At 70.2% G+C, this 25,079-nt stretch carries 22 protein-coding genes; 5 read left to right on the top strand and 17 right to left on the bottom strand.

Features of this window, described 5'->3' with window-relative positions; genetic code table 11:
* Positions 1–9 precede the first annotated feature (9 nt).
* On the bottom strand, positions 10–1,227 hold the full coding sequence (locus ACH4KB_RS34155) for a helix-turn-helix domain-containing protein (RefSeq protein ID WP_018959415.1): 1,218 nt from the start codon (positions 1,225–1,227) through the stop codon (positions 10–12).
* A 1,049-nt stretch (positions 1,228–2,276) separates the two neighbouring features.
* Between ACH4KB_RS34155 and ACH4KB_RS34150 the strand changes: the two genes are divergently transcribed.
* Positions 2,277–2,798, top strand: coding sequence for a universal stress protein (locus tag ACH4KB_RS34150; RefSeq protein WP_026290787.1), 522 nt, complete (start codon positions 2,277–2,279; stop codon positions 2,796–2,798).
* Between the two features lie 128 nt (positions 2,799–2,926).
* On the opposite strand, the gene glmS is transcribed toward ACH4KB_RS34150, so the two are convergent.
* The 9 genes from glmS to ACH4KB_RS34105 all read right to left on the bottom strand — a co-directional run bounded on the left by glmS (position 2,927) and on the right by ACH4KB_RS34105 (position 14,041).
* Complete coding sequence (gene glmS / locus ACH4KB_RS34145; protein ID WP_398070350.1) at positions 2,927–4,756, bottom strand: glutamine--fructose-6-phosphate transaminase (isomerizing); 1,830 nt, start codon at positions 4,754–4,756, stop codon at positions 2,927–2,929.
* A 79-nt stretch (positions 4,757–4,835) separates the two neighbouring features.
* The gene (locus ACH4KB_RS34140; RefSeq protein ID WP_003968990.1) at positions 4,836–5,111 is read right to left on the bottom strand and encodes a hypothetical protein; all 276 of its coding nucleotides are present in this window, start codon (positions 5,109–5,111) and stop codon (positions 4,836–4,838) included.
* 86 nt (positions 5,112–5,197) lie between these two features.
* On the bottom strand, positions 5,198–6,085 hold the full coding sequence (locus ACH4KB_RS34135; protein ID WP_398070348.1) for a DUF4429 domain-containing protein: 888 nt from the start codon (positions 6,083–6,085) through the stop codon (positions 5,198–5,200).
* A 111-nt stretch (positions 6,086–6,196) separates the two neighbouring features.
* Positions 6,197–7,975: an IucA/IucC family protein gene (locus ACH4KB_RS34130; protein ID WP_398070346.1), complete on the bottom strand. Its 1,779-nt coding sequence runs from the start codon at positions 7,973–7,975 to the stop codon at positions 6,197–6,199.
* Positions 7,972–8,616 (bottom strand): GNAT family N-acetyltransferase, encoded by a 645-nt coding sequence (locus tag ACH4KB_RS34125; protein ID WP_398070344.1) that lies wholly within the window; start codon positions 8,614–8,616, stop codon positions 7,972–7,974. The genes ACH4KB_RS34130 and ACH4KB_RS34125 overlap by 4 nt, the downstream gene beginning before the upstream one ends.
* Positions 8,613–9,890, bottom strand: coding sequence for a lysine N(6)-hydroxylase/L-ornithine N(5)-oxygenase family protein (locus ACH4KB_RS34120; RefSeq protein ID WP_398070342.1), 1,278 nt, complete (start codon positions 9,888–9,890; stop codon positions 8,613–8,615). The genes ACH4KB_RS34125 and ACH4KB_RS34120 overlap by 4 nt, the downstream gene beginning before the upstream one ends.
* Positions 9,874–11,322, bottom strand: a complete 1,449-nt coding sequence (locus ACH4KB_RS34115; RefSeq protein WP_398070340.1) for a pyridoxal phosphate-dependent decarboxylase family protein — start codon at positions 11,320–11,322, stop codon at positions 9,874–9,876. The genes ACH4KB_RS34120 and ACH4KB_RS34115 overlap by 17 nt, the downstream gene beginning before the upstream one ends.
* Before the next feature lie 274 nt (positions 11,323–11,596).
* Positions 11,597–12,637, bottom strand: coding sequence for a hypothetical protein (locus tag ACH4KB_RS34110; RefSeq protein WP_398070338.1), 1,041 nt, complete (start codon positions 12,635–12,637; stop codon positions 11,597–11,599).
* A 423-nt stretch (positions 12,638–13,060) separates the two neighbouring features.
* On the bottom strand, positions 13,061–14,041 hold the full coding sequence (locus tag ACH4KB_RS34105; RefSeq protein WP_398070371.1) for a helix-turn-helix transcriptional regulator: 981 nt from the start codon (positions 14,039–14,041) through the stop codon (positions 13,061–13,063).
* 119 nt (positions 14,042–14,160) lie between these two features.
* On the opposite strand from ACH4KB_RS34105, the gene ACH4KB_RS34100 reads away from it, so the two are divergent.
* On the top strand, positions 14,161–15,102 hold the full coding sequence (locus tag ACH4KB_RS34100; RefSeq protein WP_398070336.1) for an alpha/beta fold hydrolase: 942 nt from the start codon (positions 14,161–14,163) through the stop codon (positions 15,100–15,102).
* A 370-nt stretch (positions 15,103–15,472) separates the two neighbouring features.
* On the opposite strand, the gene ACH4KB_RS34095 is transcribed toward ACH4KB_RS34100, so the two are convergent.
* A complete protein-coding gene (locus ACH4KB_RS34095) occupies positions 15,473–16,123 on the bottom strand; it encodes a GNAT family N-acetyltransferase (protein ID WP_398070334.1) in 651 nt (216 codons plus the stop codon).
* A 113-nt stretch (positions 16,124–16,236) separates the two neighbouring features.
* Complete coding sequence (locus ACH4KB_RS34090; RefSeq protein WP_398070332.1) at positions 16,237–17,709, bottom strand: MFS transporter; 1,473 nt, start codon at positions 17,707–17,709, stop codon at positions 16,237–16,239.
* A gap of 231 nt (positions 17,710–17,940) precedes the next feature.
* On the opposite strand from ACH4KB_RS34090, the gene ACH4KB_RS34085 reads away from it, so the two are divergent.
* The gene (locus ACH4KB_RS34085; RefSeq protein ID WP_398070330.1) at positions 17,941–18,384 is read left to right on the top strand and encodes a winged helix-turn-helix transcriptional regulator; all 444 of its coding nucleotides are present in this window, start codon (positions 17,941–17,943) and stop codon (positions 18,382–18,384) included.
* 54 nt (positions 18,385–18,438) lie between these two features.
* On the top strand, positions 18,439–18,981 hold the full coding sequence (locus ACH4KB_RS34080) for a DUF1707 domain-containing protein (protein WP_398070328.1): 543 nt from the start codon (positions 18,439–18,441) through the stop codon (positions 18,979–18,981).
* Between the two features lie 130 nt (positions 18,982–19,111).
* Here the strand turns inward: ACH4KB_RS34080 and ACH4KB_RS34075 are convergent, their stop codons facing one another.
* Together ACH4KB_RS34075 and ACH4KB_RS34070 are read right to left on the bottom strand one after the other, a co-directional pair.
* Positions 19,112–19,771 carry a YdcF family protein gene (locus ACH4KB_RS34075; protein WP_398070326.1) on the bottom strand — a complete coding sequence of 220 codons (660 nt, stop codon included), beginning with the start codon at positions 19,769–19,771 and terminating at the stop codon, positions 19,112–19,114.
* The gene (locus tag ACH4KB_RS34070; RefSeq protein ID WP_398070324.1) at positions 19,768–20,562 is read right to left on the bottom strand and encodes a GntR family transcriptional regulator; all 795 of its coding nucleotides are present in this window, start codon (positions 20,560–20,562) and stop codon (positions 19,768–19,770) included. The genes ACH4KB_RS34075 and ACH4KB_RS34070 overlap by 4 nt, the downstream gene beginning before the upstream one ends.
* A gap of 122 nt (positions 20,563–20,684) precedes the next feature.
* Between ACH4KB_RS34070 and ACH4KB_RS34065 the strand changes: the two genes are divergently transcribed.
* Positions 20,685–20,891, top strand: a complete 207-nt coding sequence (locus ACH4KB_RS34065) for a hypothetical protein (RefSeq protein WP_398070323.1) — start codon at positions 20,685–20,687, stop codon at positions 20,889–20,891.
* A gap of 85 nt (positions 20,892–20,976) precedes the next feature.
* Here the strand turns inward: ACH4KB_RS34065 and ACH4KB_RS34060 are convergent, their stop codons facing one another.
* The 3 genes from ACH4KB_RS34060 to ACH4KB_RS34050 are packed head-to-tail and all read right to left on the bottom strand — an operon-like array spanning position 20,977 to position 25,078.
* Positions 20,977–22,143, bottom strand: coding sequence for an acyl-CoA dehydrogenase family protein (locus tag ACH4KB_RS34060; protein ID WP_398070321.1), 1,167 nt, complete (start codon positions 22,141–22,143; stop codon positions 20,977–20,979).
* Between the two features lie 8 nt (positions 22,144–22,151).
* Positions 22,152–23,120, bottom strand: coding sequence for a hydroxymethylglutaryl-CoA lyase (locus ACH4KB_RS34055; protein WP_398070319.1), 969 nt, complete (start codon positions 23,118–23,120; stop codon positions 22,152–22,154).
* Positions 23,117–25,078, bottom strand: a complete 1,962-nt coding sequence (locus ACH4KB_RS34050; protein ID WP_398070317.1) for an acetyl-CoA carboxylase biotin carboxylase subunit — start codon at positions 25,076–25,078, stop codon at positions 23,117–23,119. Before ACH4KB_RS34050 ends, ACH4KB_RS34055 begins: the two co-directional genes overlap by 4 nt.
* Position 25,079: the final 1 nt, after the last annotated feature.

Raw genomic sequence — 25,079 nt, 5'->3', positions numbered from 1 at the left:
CGCCCCACCCTACGGGGCGCTCCGCTGCCCCGGCAGGGCCGGGCGTCCGGGAACGTACGCGTCAGGACCCGGCAGGGACAGCTCCCCGGACCCCACCGACGCCGCCACGGCGACGGCAGCGGAGGACAGGGGCGAGCCCCGGCGTCCGGACGGTGGCCCCTGGCTGGGCACCATCGTCTCGACCACCGTCGCGGCGCTCTCCGCCACCCCCTGCGGGCGACGGGCCCGGTAGGCGGCCCGGTACGCGGCGGGGGAGGAGCCGAGCTGGCGGCGGAAGTGCCCGCGCAGCGCGACCGGGGAGCGGAAGCCGCAGCGGCCGGCGACCTCGTCGACCGAGTAGTCGGAGGTCTCCAGCAGCCGCTGCGCCTGGAGCACCCGCTGGGTGATCAGCCACTGGAGCGGTGCGCTGCCGGTGAGCGAACGGAACCTCCGGTCGAAGGTCCGTCTGCTCATGTAGGCGCGCGCGGCGAGCGTCTCCACGTCGAACTGCTCGTGCAGATGCTCCAGGGCCCAGGCCACGACCTCGGCGAGCGGGTCGGAGCCGATCTCCTCCGGCAGAGACCTGTCCAGGTAGCGCTCCTGCCCACCGCTGCGCCGCGGCGGCACGACGAGCCGGCGGGCGAGCGCCCCGGCGGCTTCCGTGCCGTGGTCGGTGCGGACTATATGGAGGCAGAGATCGATCCCGGCGGCAGTGCCGGCGGAGGTGAGCACATCCCCGTCGTCCACGAACAGTTCGCGCGGATCGACGTGCACCGACGGATAGCGCTTGGCCAGCGTCGGCGCGTACATCCAGTGTGTGGTGGCCGGCCGGCCGTCCAGCAGGCCGGCGGCCGCGAGCACGAAGGCTCCCGTGCACAGACCGACGATGCGGGCGCCCTCCTCGTGGGCGCGCCGCAGCGCGTCCAGCGCCTCGGCGGGCGGCGGCGAGGTGATCGACCGCCAGGCGGGCACCACCACGGTGCCGGCCCTGCTGATCGCCTCCAGGCCGTACGGCGCGGTGAGTTCGAGCCCACCGGTCGTGCGCAGCGGTCCTTCCTCGCCGCCGCAGACCAGCAGGCGATAGCGGGGAACTCCCGCGTCCTGCCGGTCGATTCCGAAAACGGAGAGCGGGATGGAGCTCTCGAAGATAGGGCCGCCGCTGAACAGCAGCACGGCAACGACTTCCCGGCGTCGCCGCCCGGTCAGCTTGCGTGCGGCCTCCGTCGCGGCGGCGGAGTCCTGGCTCATGACGCTAAGCCCCCCTCGGTGTTCGCGTCTCCCTGGTCCTTACGGGCCTGTCGCTCCTGCACGTTTCCCCTCGGTGTCGCACGTGTCCCCAGTCTCCGATTTCCAAGATCGAATCTACTGCGTCGCGTGGTCCCGCTGTGACACCTTCCCCCACCAGCTCAATGTCGATAAGGAAACGTGGCGTGAAGCGTTCGATCACGAAGCGTTTCACTCGCGAAGCGCACAGGGAAGTGCCCTTCGGAAACGTGGCCCGTCCGCGTCGGGTGAAAGCGTACCGCGCGGTCCGTTCCTGCCTGGTGGGCGGTGGGGTGTCCGGCCATCCCGCCAAGGGTTCGGCACCCAGGTGAAGTTGGCTTGAAACCATCGGTTGTGTGTGCTGTATCCGGTCACGCCGGGCGCACAACCGCCGCCTGGCGGCCGCGCCGGTGCGCTCCCTCGCCGCCGTGAACCATGGCGTGTTCGGACCGCCCCGGAGGGATCGGACGGGCCGACGTGACGGGGGCGCGGCCGAGGCTCCGCAGGGCCGGATTACCGACCGATGGGCCGTGGGGCACGAGAACCACGGGTGTCGGGCGTCGGCCGGGGGCGGTCCGGCGGGCCCGGCCGGCCGCCGGTCCGGGCCCCGTCGTCCGCCGGTCCGGGCCCCGTCGCCGGGTTCGGCTCGAACGGCGATCGCGGGGGGCCCGCCCCGGCGTCCTGTCCCGGGGTGGCGGCCCGGTGACGGTGTGGCCAACAGGGACCGGGTGAGAGCCTCGCCGCCGGGCCGACCGGGCGCCCGCCGGGCGTCGCGAAAAACAGGACGGCCGACGGTGTTCGCCCCTTCCGAGGCCCGTGTACGACACAACCGGCATTGCCATCGCGGACAGGCTCGGGCATGCTCCCTCCAGCGTCGCGCACGCTTTTGCGGGGGTCTGGGTGGTGGAGGAGTGACGCCGTACCCTTGGGGGTATGGGGTTGGGAAGATGATTCCCGGACAGAGCTTCACCACCAGCTGATGCACCTCTCGAAACCGTTCCCTCCTCACGAGGATTCTCTTCGCCGAGACACCGATGGCCGGTCACGAAATCCCTGAACCCAAAGACCGCAAGCCGGTAGCCGACCCAGGGTCGGAGCCGCGGACGGTCGAAGAAGCACGCCATGCGTGCGATCCCGCCTTCCGGCACGGAGTCGTGGTCGGTTTCGACGGCTCCACGTCGAGCGAGCGGGCTCTCGCCTACGCCATCGGCATGGCCGGCCGATCGGGCTCCGGCCTGATCATCGTCCACGTCGCCAACCGATTGCCGACCACGGTCTGGGCGGGCTGCGAGCCCCCCGTCTTCGTCGATGTCCCCGATCACCGCACCGAGGTCCTCGGCCTGGAGCTGGCCTGCGCGGACTATCTCTCGGAGGTGCCCTGGGTGCTGGTCGAGCGCGGGGGCGACATCTGCCACGAACTGGAGGAGGTCGGCCGGGAGTACGCCGCCGACGCCATCGTCGTGGGCTCCACGCACGGCATCGTCGGCCGGATCTTCGGGTCCGTGGCCGGCCGCCTCGCCCGCCGTGCGCAACGCCCCGTCATCGTCATTCCCTGAGGCCTCCGAAATAGCCCGAAGGCCGCCCCGCGCATCCTGAGGGGCCGCCAGGAGGCCCTGTAGCGCCACGCGTTGGGCCCCGTACCGTCTTCGCGACGGTACGGGGCCCAAGGTCTGTGTGCCACCGTCTACTCGACCGTCACGGACTTCGCCAGGTTGCGCGGCTTGTCGATGTCGCGGCCCATCGCGAGGGCCGTGTGGTACGCGAACAGCTGGAGCGGGATGCCCATGAGGATCGGGTCCAGCTCGTTCTCGTTCTTCGGCACGACGATGGTGTGGTCGGCCTTCTCCTGCACCTGGTGGGCGACGGCGAGGATGCGGCCGCTGCGGGCCTTGATCTCCTCCATCGCGGCGCGGTTCTTCTCCAGCAGGTCGTCGTCCGGCACGATCGCCACGGTCGGCATCGCGGGCTCGATCAGCGCGAGCGGACCGTGCTTCAGCTCGGAGGCCGGGTAGGCCTCGGCGTGGATGTACGAGACCTCCTTCAGCTTCAGGGAGGCCTCGCGGGCCACCGGGTAGCCGCGCACCCGGCCGATGAACATCATCGACTTGGCGTCCGCGTACTCCGCCGCGAGCCGCTTGATCTCGTCCTCGTTCGCGAGGATCTCGCTGATCTGCTCGGGCAGCCTGCGCAGCCCGTCGATGATGCGCTTGCCGTCCGCGACCGAGAGGTCACGGATCCGGCCCAGGTGCAGGGCGAGCAGCGCGAAGGCGACCACGGTGTTGGTGAAGCACTTGGTGGAGACCACGCAGACCTCCGGCCCCGCGTGGACGTACGTACCGCCGTCGGCCTCACGGGCGATGGCGGAGCCGACCACGTTGACCACGCCGAGGACCCGGGCCCCCTTGCGCTTCAGCTCCTGGACGGCCGCCAGCACGTCGTACGTCTCGCCCGACTGGGAGACCGCGATGTACAGGGTGTCGGGGTCCACGACGGGGTTGCGGTAGCGGAACTCGGAGGCCGGCTCGGCGTCGGCGGGGATCCGGGCCAGCTCCTCGATCAGCTGGGCGCCGATCTGACCAGCGTGGTACGAGGTGCCGCAGCCGAGGATCTTGATCCGGCGCACGCCGCGCGCCTCGCGGGCGTCCAGGTTGAGGCCCCCCAGGTGCACGGTGGAGAACCGGTCGTCGATCCGGCCGCGCAGGACGCGGTCCACGGCGTCGGCCTGCTCCGAGATCTCCTTGTGCATGTACGTGTCGTGGCCGCCCATGTCGTACGACTCGGCCTCCCACTCCACGGTGGTCGGCGTGGCCGTCGTGGTCGAGCCCTCCGTGGTGTACGTACGGAAGTCGTCGGCCTTCAGGGTGGCCATCTCGCCGTCGTCGAGCGTGACGACCTGGCGGGTGTGGGCGACCAGGGCGGCGACGTCGGAGGCGACGAACATCTCCTTCTCGCCGATGCCGAGGACGACCGGGGAGCCGTTGCGGGCGACCACGATGCGGTCGTTGAAGTCGGCGTGCAGCACGGCGATGCCGTAGGTGCCCTCGACCGAGCGCAGCGCCTCGCGGACCTTCTCCTCCAGGGTGTCGGCCTGGGCGCGGGCGATCAGGTGGACCAGAACCTCGGTGTCGGTCTCGGAGAGGAAGACGATGCCGTCGGCGGTGAGCTTGGCGCGCAGCTCGGAGGCGTTGTCGATGATCCCGTTGTGGACGACGGCGACCTTGTTCTCCGCGTCCATGTGCGGGTGGGCGTTCTCGTCGCTCGGCGCGCCGTGGGTGGCCCAGCGGGTGTGGGCGATACCGGTGGTGCCGGCGAAGCGCTTGGGGACCTTGGCCTCCAGCTCGCGGACCCGGCCCTTGGCCTTGACCATCTTCAGCGCGCCCGGCTTGCCCGCCGCCGCCTTGCCGGTGATGACGATGCCCGCGGAGTCGTACCCCCGGTACTCCAGCCGCTGCAGGCCCTCCAGCAGCAGCGGAGCGACGTCACGCTTTCCGATGTATCCGACGATCCCGCACATGTTTCTCTGCCCCTCCATCGACGTACACGCATTCCCGTTCGGCGCCCCGCACGGGCGCCCGGTCGCCGGCCGCGGCCGGTCAGCCGTAGACGATGCGGCGCAGCTGGCGGAGCGAGAGCTCCGGCGGCGCCACGGCGCGGTGCGGCAGCTCGGCCGCGATCCGCTCGAAGATCTCCGTGTTGACCAGGCCGCCGGACTGCAGTTCGCGGTGGCGGCGCCGGACGAAGTCGTCGGTGCTCTCGTCGAAGTACGCCAGCACGTCGAGGATCACCCGGGCCGCCTCGCCGCGCTGGAGCGCGGTGGAGCGTACGAGGTGATCGATGAGGTCGTCATGGGACGAGCGGCGTTCAAGCACCCGTCGATATTGCTTGCCGGGGCGCGCTTACGCAAGAAATCTGCCCGATATCGGGCAGAGAGGGCAGGGAATGCTCTCCGATCGCGTCACATGCTGCGCAGAACGGCCTGCTTCGCGGCGCTGAACTCCTCGTCGGTGAGCACTCCGGCCCGATGCAGCTCGCCCAGCTCCCGGAGTCGCCGCAGCAACGTGTCGTGGTCGCCGGCGGGCGGGGCGGCGGGCGCCGGCTCGGCCGCCTTGGCCAGGGCCGGGGCCACCTCCGGGGCGGCCGGCAGCGCACGGGTCCCGGGCAGCCGCATCAGCACCGCCGCCGCGACCAGGACCGCGGTGTGCTCCTTCTTGGATATCCCCCACAGCGCCAGGGAGTACGCGTCGTACTTCGGTGGGGCGGAGACAGCCCCCTCCACCGGCTCGAAGCGCAGATAGCCGTACTCCAGCCCGATCGAGGGCAGCCACCGCACGCCGGTGATCCGTGACAGCGGGAGGACGGACGGGCCCCCGGCGGTCTTGGACTCCTCGGCCTTCCAGTTCCAGGTCAGCCGGACGCTCTCGCCGTCGAAGGACGCCGTGCCGTCACCGCCTCCGCCGGAGACCGGCAGCGCGGGGCCGGGCAGCAGGAAACGGTCCACGGGGCCCTCCGGCACCTGCTCGGTCAGCAGCGCGTTGCGGACCTCGTCGACGAAGTACTCCGCGACCCCCGTGCGGTCCTTCTCCACGGTCAGCGCATAGGGATCGGCGCCGTCCTTGAGACGGCCGTCGGCGGCCCGCAGCACCGGGCAGGCGCCGCCGCGCAGCCGCAGCCGCAGCCGCCCGCCCTTGCGGTCCGGTTCGAACGAGATGCCCGCCACCGCCTGCACGGGTACGGCTGTCTCACCCAGCTCCTGCCGGACCGGGTGCGCCTTTCCCCCCGGCACGATGCGCACGGTGTCCCCGTCGAACGTCCACGTTCCGTCCCGCTGGATGATCTCTGCCATACCCGTGATTCTGCCAGCCCGCCTCCGGGCCGCGCGGAAGAAGGCGAGCGCCCGGGGGACCGTCCCCGGGCGCTCACCGGTCGGGAGGCCGCCGCGGACCGGCGGCCGGGCTCAGAACCCGGCGATCGGATTCTTCAGGATGCCCACCAACTGGAGTGCTCCGGCCGGGTCGTTGAGGTCGACCATCTGCTGGTTGTCGCGCAGCTGGAGGCGGTTGAGGCAGGAGAGTGCGAACTCCGCCGCGAACAGGTCGTACCGCTGGAACTTGTCTGCGAGATACGGCACCGATGCCTGGTAGTCGCGCACACAGGCGGCGACCGTCCGCCAGAAGGTGTCCTCGTCCAGGACGCCCTCGGTGTCCAGCCCCGCGCCCAGGAAGCGGAAGAAGCAGTCGAAGACGTCGGTGAGGACCGACAGCGCCTTCATGTCCTCGGGGACCTCGACCCGGATCCGCTCGACCTGCGGCGGCAGCACCGCGTCCGGGTCCATCACCGCGATCTCCTCGGCGATGTCCTTGAAGATCGTGCGCGTGACGACACCGTCCTCCACGACCAGGATCACGTTCTCGCCGTGCGGCATGTAGACGAGGTCGTAGGCGTAGAAGCTGTGCAGCACCGGCACCAGATAGGCGTCCAGGTAGCGACGCAGCCACACCCGCGGCTCCAGGCCGGACTCGGCGATCAGCGCCCCGGCCACCGAGCCGCCCTCGTGGTCGGTGTGGAGCAGCGAGGCCATCGTCGCGACCCGCTCGCCGGACCGGAGGCCGGGCACGGGGCTCTCGCGCCACAGGGCGGCCAGCATCTTCCGGTACGGGGAGCCCTTGGCGGTGGCCGCCTCGTAGGACCGGTGGTGGTAGCCGATGGCGGCCCGCTCCCGGATGATCGAGAACCCGGCGCCGCGCAGCAGGTCGTCGCGCTCGATCAGACCGGCCAGCCAGTCGTTGATCGCGGGAGTGGCCTCCATGTACGCGGCGGACAGACCGCGCATGAAGCCCATGTTCAGGACCGACAGCGCCGTCTTGACGTAGTGCTTCTCCGGGTGGTCGGTGTTGAAGAACGTGCGGATCGACTGCTGGGCGAGATAGCCGTCCTCGCCCTCGCCGAGCACCACCAGACGCCGTGCCGCCAGCTCTCCGGCGAAGCTGACCGCGAGCTTGTTCCACCACTGCCAGGGGTGGACGGGCAGCAGGTAGTAGTCGCCCGGATCGAGGCCGAGCCCGCGCAGCGTGCCGTCGAACCGCTCCCGGGTCGCCTCGCTCAGCTCACCCTTGACCAGCGCTTCGTGGTCGAGGCCGGCGCCCGCGGTGAAGGTGGCCCGGTCCCGGTGGGCGGCCAGCCAGACGAGCCGGACCTCCGAGGCCGTCTCGGGGGCGTACGCCCGGTACTCGTCCACGCCGAAGCCGAGCCGCCCGTTGTTGGCGACGAAGCACGGGTGGCCCTCGGTCATCCCGGTCTCGATGGCCTGGAAGCCGGCGGCGACGAGCTGGCCGGAGGTCGCCGGTTCCTTGGTGAGTTTGTAGGCGGTTCCGGCCAGGGTGGAGGAGACCTCCTCCAGATAGACCGGGAGGACCTCCGCGGATATCCCGAGGGTGTGCCGCAGCTCTATGAGGAACTCCAGTGTATCCAGGGGGAGTTCGGAGTCATGCCGGTGCCGGGTGATGCTTCCGGCGTCGATCTGCCAGTGGTCCAGGGCGAAGAGGCGCGCGGTGAAACGGTACTCGGTGGAGGCGTCGTCGCTACGGACGGTGTAGCGGCCGTCGCCGAGCGGCGTGGGGGCCAGCAGCCGTTCATGGCTGAATTCCGCCAGTGCTTTGCGCACCAGCAGTCGGTTTGCGGTGGCCCAGCGCCCCGGGGAGAGGTGGGCGACACTGTCGGTGAGGGCGCTCGTCATCGGTCGTTACCTCCGGTTGCTGCTTCGAACTGCGCACGGGTGCAGGCGCTGAGCAGGGCGTCCTTCTCCGGTTTGGCGATCTCCCGGAGCACCTCGAAGCCGACGGCCTTGTTGAGGGTCTGTACGGCGCTGTTGGTGACGTCGGGCTCGACGACGACCCGGCGCACCGACGGGTCGGCGAACAGGAAATCCAGCACGGCGGTGATCACGGCCCGGGTGAAGCCGTGCACCGGGGTGTCGGTGGGGGCGACCAGGAAGTGCATGCCGACGTCGCCGGGCTCCGCCTCGTACAGCCCCTTCAGCTCGACCTCGGTGGGGTCGTAGCTCTCGATCAGGAAGGCGGGTTCGCCGTCGTGCAGCCCGATGAACGCGTCATGGTGCGGGTGGGCGGCGATGGACCGGTACTCCCGCTCCACGTCCGCGAGCCCGGCGTCGCCCATCAGCCAGAAAGCGGCCTTGGGGTGGGTCACCCAGCCGTGCACCAGTGCGGCGTCGGCGGCGGGGTCCAGCGGGCGGACGGCGAAGACGCCGAGTCCGTCGGGGCCGAGTCCGTCCGGGCTGAGTCCGTCGGGGCTGAGTCCGTCCGGGCCGAGTCCGTCGGGACGGCTTTTGTCGGGGCAGCTTTTGTCGGGGCGGCTCATACGGCGAACTCCTGGAAGGCGATGGACTTCTCGACCGGGTAGACCTCGCGGCCGAGCAGCTCGCCGATGATGTACGCGTTGCGGTAGGCGCCCATGCCGAGGTCGGGCGAGGTGATCGAGTGGGTGTGCACCGAGGCGTTCTGGAGGAAGATCCCGCGCCCGGTGGTGTCGATGCTGTAGTTGCGGGCCACGTCGAAGCGGCCCCGGCTGTCGTGGCGCAGCCGCCCGGTGACGGGCGCGAGGAAGGCGGGTGCCTCGTACCGGTATCCGGTGGCGAGGATCAGGCCCTCCGTGGTGAGCGAGTAGTCCTTGCCCTGCTCCTCCTGGCGCAGCCCCAGACGGTACGCGCCGCCCTCCGCGTCGTAACGCGCGCTGAGCAGGGCCGAGTTGGTCAGCAGCCTGGTCGGCGCAGGGCCGGCGATGTTCTTCTGGTAGAGCAGGTCGAAGATCGCGTCGATCAACTCCCCGTCGATGCCCTTGAACAGCCCCTTCTGACCGGTCTCCAGCCGGTAGCGGGTCTCCTCGGGCAGCGCGTGGAAGTAGTCGATGTACTCGGGTGAGGTCATCTCCAGCGTGAGCTTGGTGTACTCCAGCGGGAAGAACCGCGGGGAGCGGGTGACCCAGGTGAGCCGGTAGCCGTACGTGTCGATCTCGGAGAGCAGGTCGTAGTAGATCTCCGCCGCGCTCTGCCCGCTGCCGACCAGGGTGATCGACTTCTTCTTCTGGAGCTCCGCCTTCCCTTCCAGATAGCGTGAGTTGTGCAGAAAGTCGCCGCCGAGTCCCTGGCAGGCGTCGGGTATGTGCGGCGGGGTGCCGGTGCCGAGGACCAGGTGCCGCGAGCGGAACAGCTCGCCGGAGGCGGTGCGCACGGTGTACAGCCCGGTGCTCTCGTCGTACGTCACCGTCTCGACGGTCCGGCCGAACCGGATGCTGCTCAGTCGCGCGGCGGCCCAGCGGCAGTAGTCGTTGTACTCGGTCCGCAGCGGGTAGAAGTTCTCCCGGATGTAGAAGGAGTAGAGCCGGCCGCGCTCCTTGAGGTAGTTCAGGAACGAGTACGGCGAGGTCGGGTCGGCCATCGTGACCAGATCCGACAGGAACGGCGTCTGGAGATGGGCCCCTTCGAGGAACATCCCGGCGTGCCACTCGAAGTCCGGCTTGGACTCCAGGAAGACGCCGTTCAGCTCGTCGATCGGCTCGGTCAGGCAGGCCAGTCCGAGATTGAACGGGCCGAGCCCGATCCCGATGAAGTCGTGGGGTTCAGGAAGCGCGGTCAACGGAGTCTCCCAGGTACTTCTCGGCGTGGCCGGAGATCAGATCGAGGACCGCGGCGATGTCGTGCACGGTCGTCTCGGGGTTGAGCAGGGTGAACTTCAGGTACTGGCGCTCGCCCACCTTGGTGCCCGCGACGATGGCCTCACCGGAGGCGAACAGCGCTTTGCGGGCGTGGAGGTTGGCGCGATCGATCTCGTCGGGGGCGGTGACACCGGGCGGGACGCAGCGGAAGACGAGCGTGGAGAGCTGCGGCTCGACGACGACGTCGAAGCGTGGGTCGGCGGCGAGCAGCTGCCACCCCTCTGCGGCCAGGTCGCAGACCTCGTCGAACAGTTCGCCGACGCCGTCCGCGCCCATGACGCGCAGCGTCATCCAGAGCTTGAGCGCGTCGAACCGGCGGGTCGTCTGGAGCGACTTGTCGACCTGGTTGGGTATCCGCTCCTCGGCCATCCGGCGCGGGTTCAGATACTCCGCGTGGTACGTCGCATGCCGCAGGGTCGCCCGGTCACGGACCAGCAGCGCCGATGAACTGACCGGCTGGAAGAAGGACTTGTGGTAGTCGACGGTGACCGAGTCGGCGTGGGCGATGCCTTCGAGCAGCCCGCCCCGCTCACGGGAGGCGAGCAGCCCGCAGCCGTACGCGGCGTCCACGTGCATCCAGACGGCGAACTGTTCGCAGAGCGCGGCGATCTCGGGCAGCGGGTCGATGGAGCCGAAGTCCGTGGTGCCGGCGGTGGCGACGACGGCCATGGGGACGGCCCCCTCGGCGGCACAACGCTCCAGGGCGCGGGCGAGGGCCACGGTCCGCATCCGCTTGTCGCGGTCGACGGGGACGGAGACGACGGCGTCCGGTCCGAGGCCGAGGAGCTTTGCGGACTTCTGCACGCTGAAGTGGCTGCACTCGGAGGTGAGGATCCGCAGCCGGGTGAAGTGCTCCGGCCGGACCTTCGCCTCCTCCCGCGCCAGCAGAAGGGCCTGGAGGTTGGACTGCGTACCGCCGCTGGTGAAGATGCCGTCGGCTGCCGGGCCGAGCCCGATCCGCTCGGTGGTCCAGTCGATCAGCCGGCGCTCGATGAGGGTGCCGCCCGCGCTCTGGTCCCAGGTGTCCAGGGAGGAGTTGATCGCGGAGAGCACGGCCTCGCCGAGCACGGCGGGTATGACGACCGGGCAGTTGAGGTGACCCAGGTAGCGGGGGTGGTGGAAGTAGACGGCGTCACGGAGGTAGACCTCGCCGAGTTCGTCGAGGGCGGCGGCCGCGTCGTTCAGCGGCCGGTCGAGGTCGATCGCGTCGATGACGGGGGAGAGCTCGTCGACACCGATCCCGCTGAAGGGGCGCTCGGTGGCGGCGAGCGTGGCCGCGACCCGTTCCACTCCTGCGGAGACGGTTCTCCGATAGTGCTCCGCGGTCGTGTTGTTGAGCAGGTGCGAACGCATGGGGGTCCTCCCGGGTGAGGGGAACTTCATCGCGGCCCTCCGGGCAGGAAGGGGGGACGAGGGCGCGATGCCGAAGTAAGGTGAGCCTAACCTAACCCGTAATCCGGCGTTCCCCCCACCCCCTCGGCGGCCCTTGAAGCCGACGCTCGCGGCCAACTTCGCGCAAACGGCCACCGCCGCTCCCGTCGGAGTGGGAGCGGCGGCGGCCGTCTGCGCGGGTAAGGCATGCAGGTCCGGAGCGTGACCGCGTCCCGCATGCCGGGACGGAGCCGGGTCAGTGCTTCGGCGGGTTCGTCACCACCCAGTCGGAGTTCCGGAAGTGGGCGGAGATCCCGTTCCCCTTCTGAGACGTGTCGGGAGGTCCGGAGCTGGGGAACAGCGACGGCGCGATGGCCCGGCCCAGCCGCTCCTCCCAGACGGTCGCCCACTTCTCGAGGTCCGGGAAGGCCTCCTGGACCGCGGTCCGGTTGACGAAGTTGAATTTCTGATGGATGAATCCCTTGCGGAGGTCCTCGTCGCTGAGCTTCCCCGTGCTCTTCAACTCGTCCCACGCCTCCCGGGCCTCGGCCACCATGACGTCGGACGAGATCTGGAAGTCCCCGTCGCTGGGTCCGAACGGCTTCCCGTTCTCGTCGAGCATCCCCAGTCTGTGCAACGCGCCGAACGGGCGGCGCGCCGGGCGCTCGGCGGGAGGCGTGGAGCCCATCCACTCCTGGAACCTCGCCAGCGCCACCGGCTGCCCTGCCAGGTCCCGTTCGGTCGGGAAGTCCTTGTGGCGGCCCGAGAAGAAGAACGCCCATGATCCCTGGAGCCGTACGTCATAGTCCTGGGGGCGCTCGCAGGAGGCGCACAGGACCCTGTACAGGGAAGCCGACATGCGCTGGAACTGGTGGGGAGTCGTGCCCAACGGTGCCTGATAGCGGCGCCACCACCTGACCTGCTGCTGCGTCAGCCCGAGGAATTCCAGATCCCGGGGCTGGACGCGGTATCCCGTGTCATCGTGTGGCCATGCGCGGCCCCCCTCGCTCTGGCTTCCCGGGACTCTGCCGTCGGCGTCGATGAGCCCCTCGGCCTGTGCCTTCTGACGCCTTTTGAGGAAGCCCGGGTCCTCGTCGGCCGACGGGCCCGCCAGGACGGCCTGCCCGTGGATGCTCGCTGTGACCGGCCAGGAGGTTACCGCCGCGGTCGGGGCAACCGCCGGACCTGACAGAACCAGGGCCGCAAGGGCCAGTACTCCCAGCCTCAGACGCTGACGTGACACTCTTTCGCCTCCAGGGGAAAACACTTCGCATGGCTCGCGCTTCTCGCGCTCCATGACTCAGAGTTACGCATATCGCTACGTGTCACCGTTACAGCCACGCCGACCTTGACGGCCCGACCCCCCTGGTGCCCGGAGGCGGGGGATGCGCGGTGGGTGATCACCGGGCCGATCATGGGCGGCCCGGCGTCGTCGGGCGGTGATTCCGGGCGCGACCACCGGAACGGGTGAACCTCGGCCGGGCCACCCCCGGTGGCGGCCGTCACCTCACCGTCACCGTGATTCCGCTGGGCCGGCCGCCCGTCGCGGCCTCGACCCCGGAAGCGCGCCGAGTGCGTGGCGATGCCGGCCCGGCACGAGATACGGTCCACCCGCAGCGAGCCGGGCCGGCAGACCCGCCGGCTCGTGACCAGGCGACTGCCGGAACGACAAACCGACCCTACTGAGCGGAACTGTTCTCGAAGCCCTGCCTCATACGCTTCAAGACGGGTGAAGGTCTCCGCTGGTGCGCTGCCGGCCGTATCGCTCGACGAGGGCGTTGCCGATCGAGGCCAGGCGGTCTCGGACACTCGGAGGGCCGGTCACCTCGACCCATTCGACCAGCCCGGAGAGCTCGCCGGCGAGGATGTACTCATTGGGGCCCCGGATCACGACCTCGATGCGGCCATCGGTCGTGGAACCTCCCACGTCGAGCCGGTCGCCGAGCGCCATCCGGAGTATGCCTGTCCCGCCGGGTGCGCATACCGCCTGGACCTCCAGCGGCGTTCGTTTGCGATCGACCTCTTCGGCGATCTCATTCCAGCTCTCGGCAAGGTCGAAGTCCCCGGGTCGGTGCACAGGGTCGCCGGTCGGGTCGGCGGACGACACGCGGTCGATCCGGAAGACCCGTCGGCCGGTCTCGGTGTTGGAGACGAGGTACCACACAGGACCTTTGGCGACGATGCCCAGCGGGTGGACGGTTCTCCGGGTTTCGACGCCTTTGCTGTCGACGTAACCGAGCGACACCTGGACGCCGCTGATCACCGCCTCCTGGAGTTCGTCGAGGAAGCGGGGCGGCCGGTGCTCGATCCGGCTCGCCCCCCATCGCTGCGGGTCTACGACCAGCGACGCCGCCGCTGCCTCAGCCTGTACCCGGAAGGGTTTCGGTAGAGCATGGACAAGCTTGCGCAGAGCTGCCTTCATCGCCGGCGTCGCGTCCGAGGCCGGACCGACAGCCAGGAACAGGGCGCGTGCCTCACTGGCGGTCAACCCGGACAGGTCGGTACGAGCACCGCCCACCAGGCGCCAGCCGCCACCTCGGCCCTGTACGGAGTACACGGGCACCCCGGCCATGGCCAGGGCGTCGAGGTCACGGCGGGCGGTGCGCTCGGAGACGTCCAGTTCTCGGGAGACCTCCGCGGCTGTCACCTGCTCGCGCCGTTGGAGCAAGAGGAGTAGGGCCACCAGCCGATCGGATCGCATACTGACAAAACTCTCATAAAAACCGGTCACAAGGTGACCGGTTTGAGTAGCAAGCTGGCGACATGGCCTCATCGAGGAGGTCATGTCGCCAGCGAGCGCGCCCTCAGAGAGGAAATGCAGTGTTCAATCAAGCGGAATTTCCCGAGTCCACCCTCATCCAGGTCAACGGTGTGGAGCTGGAAGTCTTCGAGGCAGGCCGGGAAAACAAGGGCAAGCCCATCGTGCTCTGCCACGGCTGGCCGGAGCACGCCTTCTCCTGGCGTCACCTGATGCCCGTCCTCGCGGCGGCTGGCCACCACGTCATCGCACCGAACCAGCGGGGTTACGGCAACTCATCCCGCCCGACCGAGGTGACGGACTACGACATCGAACACCTGACGGGTGACCTCGTCGCGCTCCTGGACCACTATGGCTACGAGGACGCCACGTTCGTCGGCCATGACTGGGGTGCGTTCGTCGTCTGGGGACTGACCCTGTTGCACCCCGACCGGGTGAACAAGCTGATCAACCTGAGCCTGCCCTACCAGGAGCGCGGAGAAGCGCCGTGGATCGAGGTCATGGAAACCTTCCTCGGCGGCGACTTCTACTTCGTCCACTTCAACCGGCAGCCGGGCGTCGCGGACGCCGCATTTGACGCCAATGCCTCCCAGTTCCTCCGCAACCTCTACCGGAAGAACGTGCCCCCCGCGCCCCCTGAGCCGGGCATGGCATTCATCAACCTCGCCAAAGCGGAAACACCACTCGGTGAGCCCATCATGAGCGACAGTGATCTGGCCGTCTACGTCTCCGCGTTCGAGACGTCTGGATTCACGGGCGGCATCAACTGGTACAGGAATCTCGACCGCAACTGGCACCGACTGGCGGACGCGGACCCGATCATCAAGCAGCCCGCCCTCATGATCTATGGCGACCAGGACTTCGCGATCCCGAGATTCGAAAGACTGGCAGAGTTCGTGCCCAACGTGGAAGTGGTCGGCCTGGACTGCGGTCACTGGATCCAGGAGGAAAGGCCAGAAGAAACCAACCAGGTGATTTCGGAATGGCTGGAACGGCAGGGCTAGTTTCCTGTGATCCGGTTCGTACCACCTGAAGGCCGAGTTCTCGCATCACACCGATGACCGCCGGACGTGGGGGCGGGTCAGGTCGCGCGGCCTCCTCGTCAGGGCTTCGAGGTCATCCGGTAGCGGGTTTCCGGCTCACCCTGGGGTGGAACCCGACCTCCGGCCCGACGGCCGTCACGACGGTGGTGAACGGGGCGACTTCGGGGGCGGCGGCGGTCGTCGGCGTCAACGGGGGCTCCTCCGGGACGGGCCGGAGCGGCGGACGGACAGGCCCGGCTTCCGACTGGGGCGATCCGAAGGAAGGTCAGCCACCCTTGCTCGAAGGGATGGTGTCATGCCCGCCTCCGCTCCGGTGCTCCGGCCGATCCGCTCACACCCCGAACTCCGCCCGGCAGGCGTCGAGTCCCTCCACGGCCACGTCCACGTTCCGGTGCGCCTCCCACCGGGCCTGGTCCAGGCGCAGTCGCCGCAGAGTGACGGGAACCCCACGTACGACATCCGTCTCCAGACCGTCGTCCAGGTATCCGAGCCGCCGCGAGACCCTGAACGAACGGGGGTTGTCCGTCATGGCGGCGGAGACCGCGTACCGCGCGCCGAGCCCGGCGAACGCGAGGTGGAGGGCGGCGGCGCGCATCTCCGTACCGAGACCCTGGCCGTGGTACGGGAGCCCGAGCCACGACCCGGTCTCAACCTGCCGTCTCACCCCGAACCGCCGCCCCATCAGGTCCTGCCGCCCGATGACCTCTCCCTCGTGGAGGACGGCCAGGCTGAGCGTCCAGTCCTGTGCGGACCAGTCGGCCACGGTCCCCAGCACGTGCTGGAACACCGCCCGGCCCACCTCGTCGGGGGTCCCGTCGGTCCACGGCACGCTGAAGGGCATACGGTCCGGGCCGTGTACCCCGTGGGCCGCCACCGAGGCCATTTCGTCCAGGAGCCCGAGGCCGGGCAGTCGCAGTTCGAGGCGCGGTGTACGGAGGCGGAGCCTGTAGAGGGGCCAGTGCCGGAGGTCGATGAGGTCCATGAAGCGACTCTGCCGGACGCGCACGAGCGGTGTCGACCGCAATACGGGGAGCGGCGGACGGCGATGGGGGCGACCGGCTCCACCCGGCCGCCCCCACCCTTCCCCCGCCGCGTTCAGGCGCCGATCGCGGCGGGCCGCTCGACGCCGCCCGCGGCGTCGTCCCCGCCCGGGGATGCCGCGCCGCCCCGACCGCCGTCGCTGGAGGAGGGCCCGCCCGTCGCCGCCGGCCGCCGGGCGCGGAGGCCGAACGCGCTGACGGCGGCGGCGGTCAGGGCGGCGGCCAGCGGGACGACCAGGGCCGCCCGGTACCCGTCGAGGAGGGCGTCGGGCGAAGTTCCGTCTGTGGCACCGATGTTGACGGCCGCCACCGCAGACAGCCCCAGTGCGGCCCCGAACTGGAAGGACGTGTAGAGCAGCCCGCCCGCCACCCCCTGCTCCTCCTCGGCGATGCCGCCGGTGGCCACGATGGTGAGGGGCCCGTAGACCAGGGAGAAGGCCACGCCCAGGAGGAGCAGGCCCGGGAACATCGCCGCGTACGTCCAGTCCGCGGCGATCGGCAGGAACAGGGCGTACGACAGCGACGCGACGAGCAGCCCGCCGAAGATGACCCGGGCGTTGCCGAACCGGGCCACCAGCCTCGGGGTGAGGAGCGGCGAGAGGACCGCGTCCACGCCGATCACGATCAGCGCGAAGCTGGTCTGCAGGGACGACCAGCCGCGCAGTTCCTGGAGGTAGAGCACGGCGATGAACTGGAAGCCGAAGAACCCGGCGGCGAACAGCAGTCCCGACACGTTGGCGCGGACCAGCGCCCCGCCGCGGAGGAGACCCAGGCGCACCAGCGGTGAGGACGAGGCACGCTCGATCAGGACGAACGCGAGGAAGAGGAGCAGGGCCGCGCCGATCGTGCCGACGGTCCAGACGGCCGGGACGTGCGTGGCCCGCTCGACGCCGAAGACGAGCAGCAGGATCCCGGCGGTGACGGTGAGGGCCCCGCCCAGGTCGACGCCCTGCCCGCCGCGCTCCGGCCGGGGCGAGGCGGGGATGAGGGCGAGCGCGGCGAGGAGGATGCCGAACGAGAGGACGACCGGGGCGAAGAACACCCAGCGCCAGTCGATGGCGGAGAGCAGCCCGCCGACGACCAGGCCGATCGAGAAGCCCCCGGCGGCGGTGCCCGCGTAGACCAGCAGGGCCTTGTCGCGCTGCGGCCCTTCCGGGAAGCCGGTGGTGATGATCGACAGGCCGGCCGGGGTCATGAAGGCCGCGGCGATCCCCGTCACGAAGCGGGCGACGACCAGCATCCAGCCCTCGGTGGCCAGCCCGCCCAGGCCGGAGAAGAGCAGGAACACCACGAGCCAGAGGACGAACATCCGGCGACGGCCGAACAGGTCGGCCGCCCGCCCGCCCAGCAGCATGAAACCGCCGTAGCCCAGGACGTACGCGCTCATCACCCACTGGAGCGTGCCGGTGGACAGATCCAGATCGTCCCGGATCGCGGGCAGGGCCACGTTGAGCATGGCCACATCGATGCCCTCCAGGAAGATCGCCCCGCACAGGACGAACAGCACGCCCCAGGCGCGACCGGTCATGCGGTCACCGCGCGCACTCGACGGGGACGGCTCCGAAAGGGATGGTGATGAGGACACGGGACTTCTCCTTGTACGCGGACGCATGGGCATGGCGAGGCAACTGCAACAGCAGTCGTTTGAAGGGGGCTTGGCGTGCAGGGATCTCAAGATGCTTGCAAGAGCGGCGAGTTACCAAAGTGCTGGTCGGTTCCCTCTTGTAACCACTCGAAGCTTGCGGCACCGTGGGGAGGTATGGAAGAAGGCACTTCGAAGTCACCGAGTAACTGCGCGGATACCGGAGCCGGTCAGGACTACGACATCAGCCAGTGGGACGTCCGCGAGGGATGCGAGGTGCGGCAGATCCTCGACCGCGTCGCGGACAAGTGGTCGCTCCTCGCCATCGCCCACCTGGAACGCCGCACACTGCGCTTCTCCGAGCTGCGCCGGCTGATCGAGGGCATCAGCCAGCGCATGCTGACGGTGACCCTGCGCCAGCTGGAACGCGACGGCCTGGTGCGGCGCACGGTCTACCCCGTCGTCCCGCCCCGCGTGGAGTACGAACTGACGGAGCTGGGCGCGACGTTGCACACGACGATCAGGTCCCTGGTCGACTGGACCGAGACCCATCAGCAGGAGATCGCGAGGGCCCGCGCCGACTACGACTCCCGCAAGGACGCCGAGGTGCCGGTCTCCTGAGACCGCGGGTCTTCACCCGTGTCCGGGGGGCCGGGGCCGCATTAGAGTGAAGCGGTGACCTCACCCCAGGGAAACGCCGCCTCGCGCGTGGGCGAAGACGACCGCGAGAGCGCCGTGCGGCGCGTGCGGGAGGCGTACGCCGCTGAGCACATCGCGCACGAGGAGATGGACGAGCGCCTCGGCCGGGTGCTGGCCGCCACGACGCACGGCGAGCTCGCGGCGGCCCTGGAATCGCTCCCGGCGGAGGACCCGGGCGCCACGGCGACGATCGCCGCCGCCGGCGGGCGGATCACGCGGCGTGGCGCATGGCGGGTCCCCCGCGTCCTCAAGGTCGAGTCCGCCTTCGGGCGGGTGCGCCTGGACCTGTCCCGGGCGGTCATCGAACACCCGGTCGTCGACATCGAGCTGAGCCTCGGCACGGGCAACGCGAGCATCACGGTCCCGCGCGACGCGATCGTCGAGGCCGAGGGCCTGACGACCGGCTGGAAGGACCTGCGCTACAGGCCCCGGCAGCCGGCCCGCCCCGGCGCGCCGCGCATCCGCTTCTCGGGGGCGCTGGGATACGGCCGGCTGAAGATCCGCCACGCCTGGCGCTGAGGCCGAGCCCTCCGGCACGGGCTGCGCGGCATCCTGCCGTCCTCCGGTCGTCCGCTCGCCGCGGAAGTGCAGGTAGTTGCCTACTCGTTGCGCTGCGTCGAGGGCTGTTCGAGGAGCCGGAGGCGGGGTGTCAGGCCGTACCTTGCCGGATCAGACGACTCGTGAACCCGGCCGCGACCAGCCGCTCGTAGGCCTCCGCGACCTCGTCCGGGACGGGCTGCTCGATCGTGAACCCCTGCGCTGGGTAGACGAGCAGCCGTTGCAGGGTCCCGACGAGCATGTCGACGACCATCCGGTCGTCCCCGATGGAGTCCACGTACTCCTCGAAGGTCATCGGACTCGAAGCGCTCACGATGTCGACACCCGGCCACAGCTTGCGGGTCGTGGCGTACGCCCGCCGCTCCTCGTACGGCTTGCTGACCAGCAGGACGGATTCCACGTTCACCCCGGCCTCTTCGAGGAGTGCCCGCGAGAAGCGGATGTTCTCACCGGTGTTGCGGGCATTCGGCTCGACCAGCACGGCGGACACCGGCACGCCCAGCTCGACGGCCCGCTCCCGGTAGTGCACGGCCTCGCCACGCGGCATGCGCTCGCGAGTGGTGGGGCTGGTCGAGCCGGTGAACACGATGACGGGGGCCAGCCCGCGCAGGTAGAACCCCGCCGACATGTCGGCCACCCCGAGGTCATGGCTGCCCAGCCCGACGATGACCGAGCAGGGGCGGGGGGTGTGGTGCATGAGGTGGTGATTCCACACCTGCCGGGCGTCCGACCAGGACTGGTTGGAGATCATGTTGCACCGTCCTTCCTTCGCGCGGAGTCCGGTACCGCGAACTCGTACGTCCACCGGAACCTGGATGCCGCGTGTACACCGATGGCGAACTCGACCACTGTTCCGTCTGCGGTAAAGGTGGTTCGATGGAGCTCTACCACGGCCTCGCCGCTCGGAAGTTGGAGAAGTTTGACCTCTTCCGGTGTCGCGGAGCGGGCGAAGAGGTCCTCGCGCATGTGGTCGATCTCGTACCCGGCGTCGTACAGGACGCGGAACCCTCCACCACGGCCCGCAGGGCCGGGCGCCGGGTCGACGAGGCGTGTTCCCTCGACGTGTTCGGGGCGGTAGTAGCTGGTCATGGTGTGGGTTGGACGGCCATTCTCCTTGACCAGGCGAGCCCGTGCGTACACATCTGATCCCGGCCGCAGGCCAAGGGCGACGGCAACCGTTGTTGTCGCCTCGACGCGGTTGACCGTCTGCGTCTGGTCACCACGGTTGTGAGGTCGCCCCGAGGCGACACGGTCGGCGATGAAGGCGACCTCGTCGCCGTCGCGCCACTTCGCCTTGTCATAGCGGTCGATGCCCAGCCGCTTGAGGGCGGCCGGCGGTCGTACGACAGTGCCGTGACCGCGCGAGGAAGTGACCAGGCCTTCCGCCTCCAACGCCTTGTACGCCGCATGGACCGTTGACTTGGAGCCCTCGCCTCTTGCCACGAGATCCCGGATGTGCGGCAACTGCTGGTCTGGTGCGTACTCGCCGCTTCTGATGCGTTCGGCCAGCTTGTCGGCCAGGTCTCGCCACTTGGGCGCCATGCGTAGCTCCTCTCAACAGGAGCAGTCAAACACAGCACTGAGCAGCTTGACAGTCCTGGGACTATGAGTCACAGTGGCGTCACTGATAGTCGTAGTCCTAGGACTGAAGGGCTGGGTTTGTGATGACGGAGAGCAGTGGCGGGCGGCAGTATCTCTCTCGACTCATGAGAGACCTGGGCAGCGACGGAGTCCTCATCGTCCCGAATACCGGCCCCGGCCAGGGTGGCATCGACGCCGACCTCGTCCCCGGCGCCGCCCTCCGGTGGCCGCCCTGCAAGCGCGGGCATTCGCTGTGCCCCGACCTCGTGCCGCCGGATGGCGACGGGTGACTCCCCGCTGACACGACCCGCCCCGGCCGCCGTAAGTACATCCACGGCGGCCGGGGCGGCAGCGATCGGGGGATCGGGCGGCAGATCAGCCCGGCAGCCCCAACTCCCGTGCGATCAGCATCCGCTGCACCTCGCTCGTCCCCTCGCCGATCTCCAGGATCTTCGAGTCGCGCCACATCCGCGCCACCGGGTACTCGTTCATGAAGCCGTAGCCGCCGTGGATCTGCGTCGCCTCCCGGGCGTTGTCCACCGCGACCGTCGAGGAGTACAGCTTCGCGATCGCCGCCTCCTTCTTGAAGGGTTCGCCCGCCACCAGCCGCGACGCCGCGTCGCGCCAGCCCACCCGGGCCATGTGCGCGCGCATCTCCATGTCGGCGATCTTGAACTGGATGGCCTGGTTCGCGCCGATCGGCCTGCCGAACGCGTGGCGCTCGGCCGCGTACTTCACCGACTCGTCCACGCACCCCTGGGCCAGGCCCGTGGCCAGCGCCGAGATCGCGACCCGGCCCTCGTCGAGGATCCGCAGGAACTGTGCGTAGCCCCGGCCCTCCTCGCCCAGGAGGTTCGCCGCCGGGACGCGGACGTCGGCGAAGGACAGCTCCCGGGTGTCCGAGGCGTTCCAGCCGACCTTCGAGTAGGGGGCGGCGACCGTGAAGCCGGGAGTGCCGGACGGGACGATGATCGCGGAGATCCGGGGACGGCCGTCCTCCTTGCGGCCCGTCACGGCCGTCACCGTCACCAACTCGGTGATGTCCGTGCCGGAGTTGGTGATGAAGCACTTCGAGCCGTTGATCACCCACTCGTTCGTGGCCTCGTCCAGGACCGCCGTCGTCCGGGTGCCGCCCGCGTCCGAGCCGCCGTCCGGCTCGGTCAGGCCGAACGCGCCCAGCGCCTCGCCCGCGCACAGCTTCGGCAGCCACTGCCGCTTCTGCTCCGCCGTGCCGAACAGGTGCAGCGGCATCGCGCCCAGCGAGACCCCGGCCTCCAGGGTGATCGCCACCGAGGAGTCGACCCGGGCCAGCTCCTCCAGGGCGATCCCGAGCGCCAGGTAGTCGCCGCCCATGCCGCCGTACTCCTCCGGGAACGGCAGGCCGAACAGGCCCATGCGGCCCATCTCGCGCACGATCTCGTACGGGAACTCATGGCGCTCGTAGAAGTCGCCGATCTTCGGCGCGACCACGTCGTGGGCGAACGCCTCGACCGTGCGGCGCAGTTCTTCGTGCTCGGCGGTCAGCCGGTGGTCCAGGGACATGGTGTGGCTCACTCCTTGTGGGAGGGGGAAGAGGAAGGGGACAGGGCGCGGACCGTGCGGGATGGGCTCGGTCGGCCCAGGTGTCCGGCGAGCCAGACACTGGTGGCGGTCAACTCGGCCAGGTCGACGCCCGTTTCGATGCCGAGGCCGTCGAGCATCCAGACCAGGTCCTCGGTGGCGAGATTGCCCGTGGCGCTCTTCGCGTACGGGCAGCCGCCCAGGCCGCCCGCCGAGGCGTCGACCGTGCTCACCCCGTGCTGGAGCGCGGCCAGGGTGTTGGACAGTGCCTGGCCGTACGTGTCGTGGAAGTGGACGCCGATGACGGGGGTCGTCACACCCGCCTCGTTCAGCGCTGTCAGCAGGGCGGTTACGTGGCCCGGCGTCGCCACCCCGATCGTGTCGCCCAGCGACAGCTCGTCGCAGCCCAGCTCCATCAGCGCCTTCGCGACCCGGACCACCTGTGCCACGGGCACCGCGCCTTCCCACGGGTCGCCGAAGCACATCGACAGATAGCCGCGCACATAAGCCTTCTCCGCCTTGGCGCGGGCCACCACCGGCTCGAACATGGCCAGCGACTCGTCCACGGTCCGGTTCAGGTTGCGGGCGGCGAACGTCTCCGTCGCCGAGCCGAACACCGCGATCGACCGGGCCCCGAGCGCCAGCGCCCGGTCCAGCCCGCGTTCGTTCGGCACGAGGACCGGGAGGGAGACGTCACCCACGTCCGCGATATCCCCGAGGAGCGGGAACAGGGCTTCCGCATCTGCCAGTTGGGGCACCCACTTCGGGTGCACGAAGCTCGTCGCCTCGATCGTGGTCAGACCGGCCACCGCCAGGCGGCGGATGAACTCCGCCTTCACCTCCGTCGGGACGGTCCCCTTCTCGTTCTGGAGGCCGTCCCGCGCGCCCACTTCGTGGATACGGACCCGGATCGGCAGCCCGGTGGCCGGGACCTCCATGGGGAGCGTGCGCATGGTCATGAGCCCTCCTGAGCCGAAGCGGCCGCGACGGGGACCACCACCGCCAGGATCTGGTCCATCGCGACCGTCGCACCCGCCGTGACGTCCAGCTCGGTGACGGTCCCCGCGTGCGGGGCGGAGATCACGTGCTCCATCTTCATCGCCTCCACCACGAGCAGGCTCTGCCCCGCCTCGACCTCGTCCCCGACGGCGACCTTCACCACCGTGACCGTGCCCGGCATCGGGGCCGCCAGGGTGTCCGCCCCGCTCCGGCCCGCCCCGCTCAGGGACGCCGCCACCGGATCGTGGTCCTGGACGTGCCAGGTGTCGCCGTCGCGGCCGAGCCAGTCCCCGGAGCGGTGGAAGTGGCCCACCGTGCCGTCGAGTTCGACCGTGACCCGGCCGGCCGTGACCGTCGCGGAGGCCGGAGCGCAGCGAGTGACGGGTTCAGCTCCCGCTACCCGCAGCGGGAAGAGCAGCGGGGCCCGCAGGCCCCCCGTCCGCCACCCGTTCGGCACCGAGAACGGGTCCGTCCAGCCGCCCGCGTCCGGCCGGGGCTCCAGCGCCTCCCGGCGGACCGCCGCGGCCGCCGCGTACACCTCGTCCGGCACCCCGTCCGGCACCAGGCCCTCCGCCTCGCGTTCCACGAGCCCGGTGTCCAGGTCGCCGGAGACCACGTCCGGGTGGGCCAGCAGGCGGCGCAGGAAGCCCGCGTTGGTCGGGACGCCCAGGATCACCGTGTCCGCCAGGGCCGCCCGCAGCTTGCGCAGCGCGCTCGCGCGGTCGGGGCCGTACGCGATGACCTTCGACAGCATCGGGTCGTACAGGCTGCCCACCGGCACGCCCTCGCTGAGGCCCGAGTCCGTCCGCACCCCGCCGCCCTGCGGCTCGCGCAGCGCCAGCACCGTACCGCCGGAGGGCAGGAAGCCCCGGGCCGGGTCCTCCGCGCAGACGCGGGCCTCGATCGCCCAGCCGGTGAGGGTGATGTCCTCCTGCGCGTACGGCAGTCGCTCGCCGGACGCCACCCGCAGCTGCCACTCCACCAGGTCCACGCCGGTGATGAGCTCGGTGACCGGGTGCTCGACCTGGAGGCGGGTGTTCATCTCCATGAAGTAGTACGAGGCCGGGTCGTCGCCCGGCACGATGAACTCCACCGTCCCCGCGCCCGCGTACCCGCAGGAGCGGGCCGCCCGCACGGCCGCCTCGCCCATGGCCGCCCGGGTCTCCTCGTCGAGGAAGACCGAAGGGGCCTCCTCGATGATCTTCTGGTGGCGGCGCTGGAGCGAGCACTCGCGCTCGCCGAGGTGGATCACGTTGCCGTGGGTGTCGGCCAGCACCTGGATCTCGATGTGGCGCGGCCGGTCGATCCACCGCTCCACGAGGAGGGTGTCGTCGCCGAAGGAGGCCCGCGCCTCACGGCGGGCCGCCGCGATCTCCTCCGCCAGCACCGCCGCGTCGCGGACCAGGCGCATGCCCTTGCCGCCACCGCCCGCGCTCGGTTTCAGCAACACAGGGGTGCCGATCTCCCGTGCCGCGTCCTCCAGTTGGGCGTCGGTCAGACCGCTTCCGGAGGAGCCGGGCACGACCGGGACCCCGTACGCCGCGACCGTCTCCTTGGCCCGGATCTTGTCGCCCATGAGGGAGATCGCGGAGGCGGGCGGGCCGATGAAGACCAGCCCCGCGTCCGCGCACGCCTGGGCGAAGCCGGCGTTCTCCGCCAGGAACCCGTAACCGGGGTGCACGGCCTGCGCGCCGGTGCGGCGGGCCGCGTCGAGCAGCGCCGCCACGTTCAGATAGCTCTCGGCGGCGGGCGGCGGGCCGATCCGGACCGCCGTGTCCGCCTCCCGTACATGCCGGGCGTCCGCGTCCGCGTCGCTGAAGACCGCGACCGAGCGCACGCCCTGCTCCCGCAGGGTCCGGATCACCCGGACCGCGATCTCGCCGCGGTTGGCGACCAGAACGGTGTCGAACATCGTCATC

The sequence above is a fragment of the Streptomyces sp. NPDC017520 genome (assembly GCF_044329855.1).
Lineage (GTDB): Bacteria > Actinomycetota > Actinomycetes > Streptomycetales > Streptomycetaceae > Streptomyces.
Note: the sequence above shows the minus strand (reverse complement) of the source record. Positions and strands in the feature narration are given on the sequence as shown.

Bases quoted from the DNA above. Each gene is read 5' to 3' on its own strand.
- ACH4KB_RS34155 (WP_018959415.1), bottom strand. From the start codon at position 1,227: ATGAGCCAGGACTCCGCCGCCGCGACGGAGGCCGCACGCAAGCTGACC.
- ACH4KB_RS34150 (WP_026290787.1), top strand. From the start codon at position 2,277: ATGGCCGGTCACGAAATCCCTGAACCCAAAGACCGCAAGCCGGTAGCC.
- glmS (WP_398070350.1), bottom strand. From the start codon at position 4,756: ATGTGCGGGATCGTCGGATACATCGGAAAGCGTGACGTCGCTCCGCTG.
- ACH4KB_RS34135 (WP_398070348.1), bottom strand. From the start codon at position 6,085: ATGGCAGAGATCATCCAGCGGGACGGAACGTGGACGTTCGACGGGGAC.
- ACH4KB_RS34130 (WP_398070346.1), bottom strand. From the start codon at position 7,975: ATGACGAGCGCCCTCACCGACAGTGTCGCCCACCTCTCCCCGGGGCGC.
- ACH4KB_RS34125 (WP_398070344.1), bottom strand. From the start codon at position 8,616: ATGAGCCGCCCCGACAAAAGCTGCCCCGACAAAAGCCGTCCCGACGGA.
- ACH4KB_RS34115 (WP_398070340.1), bottom strand. From the start codon at position 11,322: ATGCGTTCGCACCTGCTCAACAACACGACCGCGGAGCACTATCGGAGA.
- ACH4KB_RS34110 (WP_398070338.1), bottom strand. From the start codon at position 12,637: ATGGAGCGCGAGAAGCGCGAGCCATGCGAAGTGTTTTCCCCTGGAGGC.
- ACH4KB_RS34105 (WP_398070371.1), bottom strand. From the start codon at position 14,041: ATGCGATCCGATCGGCTGGTGGCCCTACTCCTCTTGCTCCAACGGCGC.
- ACH4KB_RS34095 (WP_398070334.1), bottom strand. From the start codon at position 16,123: ATGGACCTCATCGACCTCCGGCACTGGCCCCTCTACAGGCTCCGCCTC.
- ACH4KB_RS34090 (WP_398070332.1), bottom strand. From the start codon at position 17,709: ATGACCGGTCGCGCCTGGGGCGTGCTGTTCGTCCTGTGCGGGGCGATC.
- ACH4KB_RS34085 (WP_398070330.1), top strand. From the start codon at position 17,941: ATGGAAGAAGGCACTTCGAAGTCACCGAGTAACTGCGCGGATACCGGA.
- ACH4KB_RS34075 (WP_398070326.1), bottom strand. From the start codon at position 19,771: ATGATCTCCAACCAGTCCTGGTCGGACGCCCGGCAGGTGTGGAATCAC.
- ACH4KB_RS34070 (WP_398070324.1), bottom strand. From the start codon at position 20,562: ATGGCGCCCAAGTGGCGAGACCTGGCCGACAAGCTGGCCGAACGCATC.
- ACH4KB_RS34065 (WP_398070323.1), top strand. From the start codon at position 20,685: ATGACGGAGAGCAGTGGCGGGCGGCAGTATCTCTCTCGACTCATGAGA.
- ACH4KB_RS34060 (WP_398070321.1), bottom strand. From the start codon at position 22,143: ATGTCCCTGGACCACCGGCTGACCGCCGAGCACGAAGAACTGCGCCGC.
- ACH4KB_RS34055 (WP_398070319.1), bottom strand. From the start codon at position 23,120: ATGACCATGCGCACGCTCCCCATGGAGGTCCCGGCCACCGGGCTGCCG.
- ACH4KB_RS34050 (WP_398070317.1), bottom strand. From the start codon at position 25,078: ATGACGATGTTCGACACCGTTCTGGTCGCCAACCGCGGCGAGATCGCG.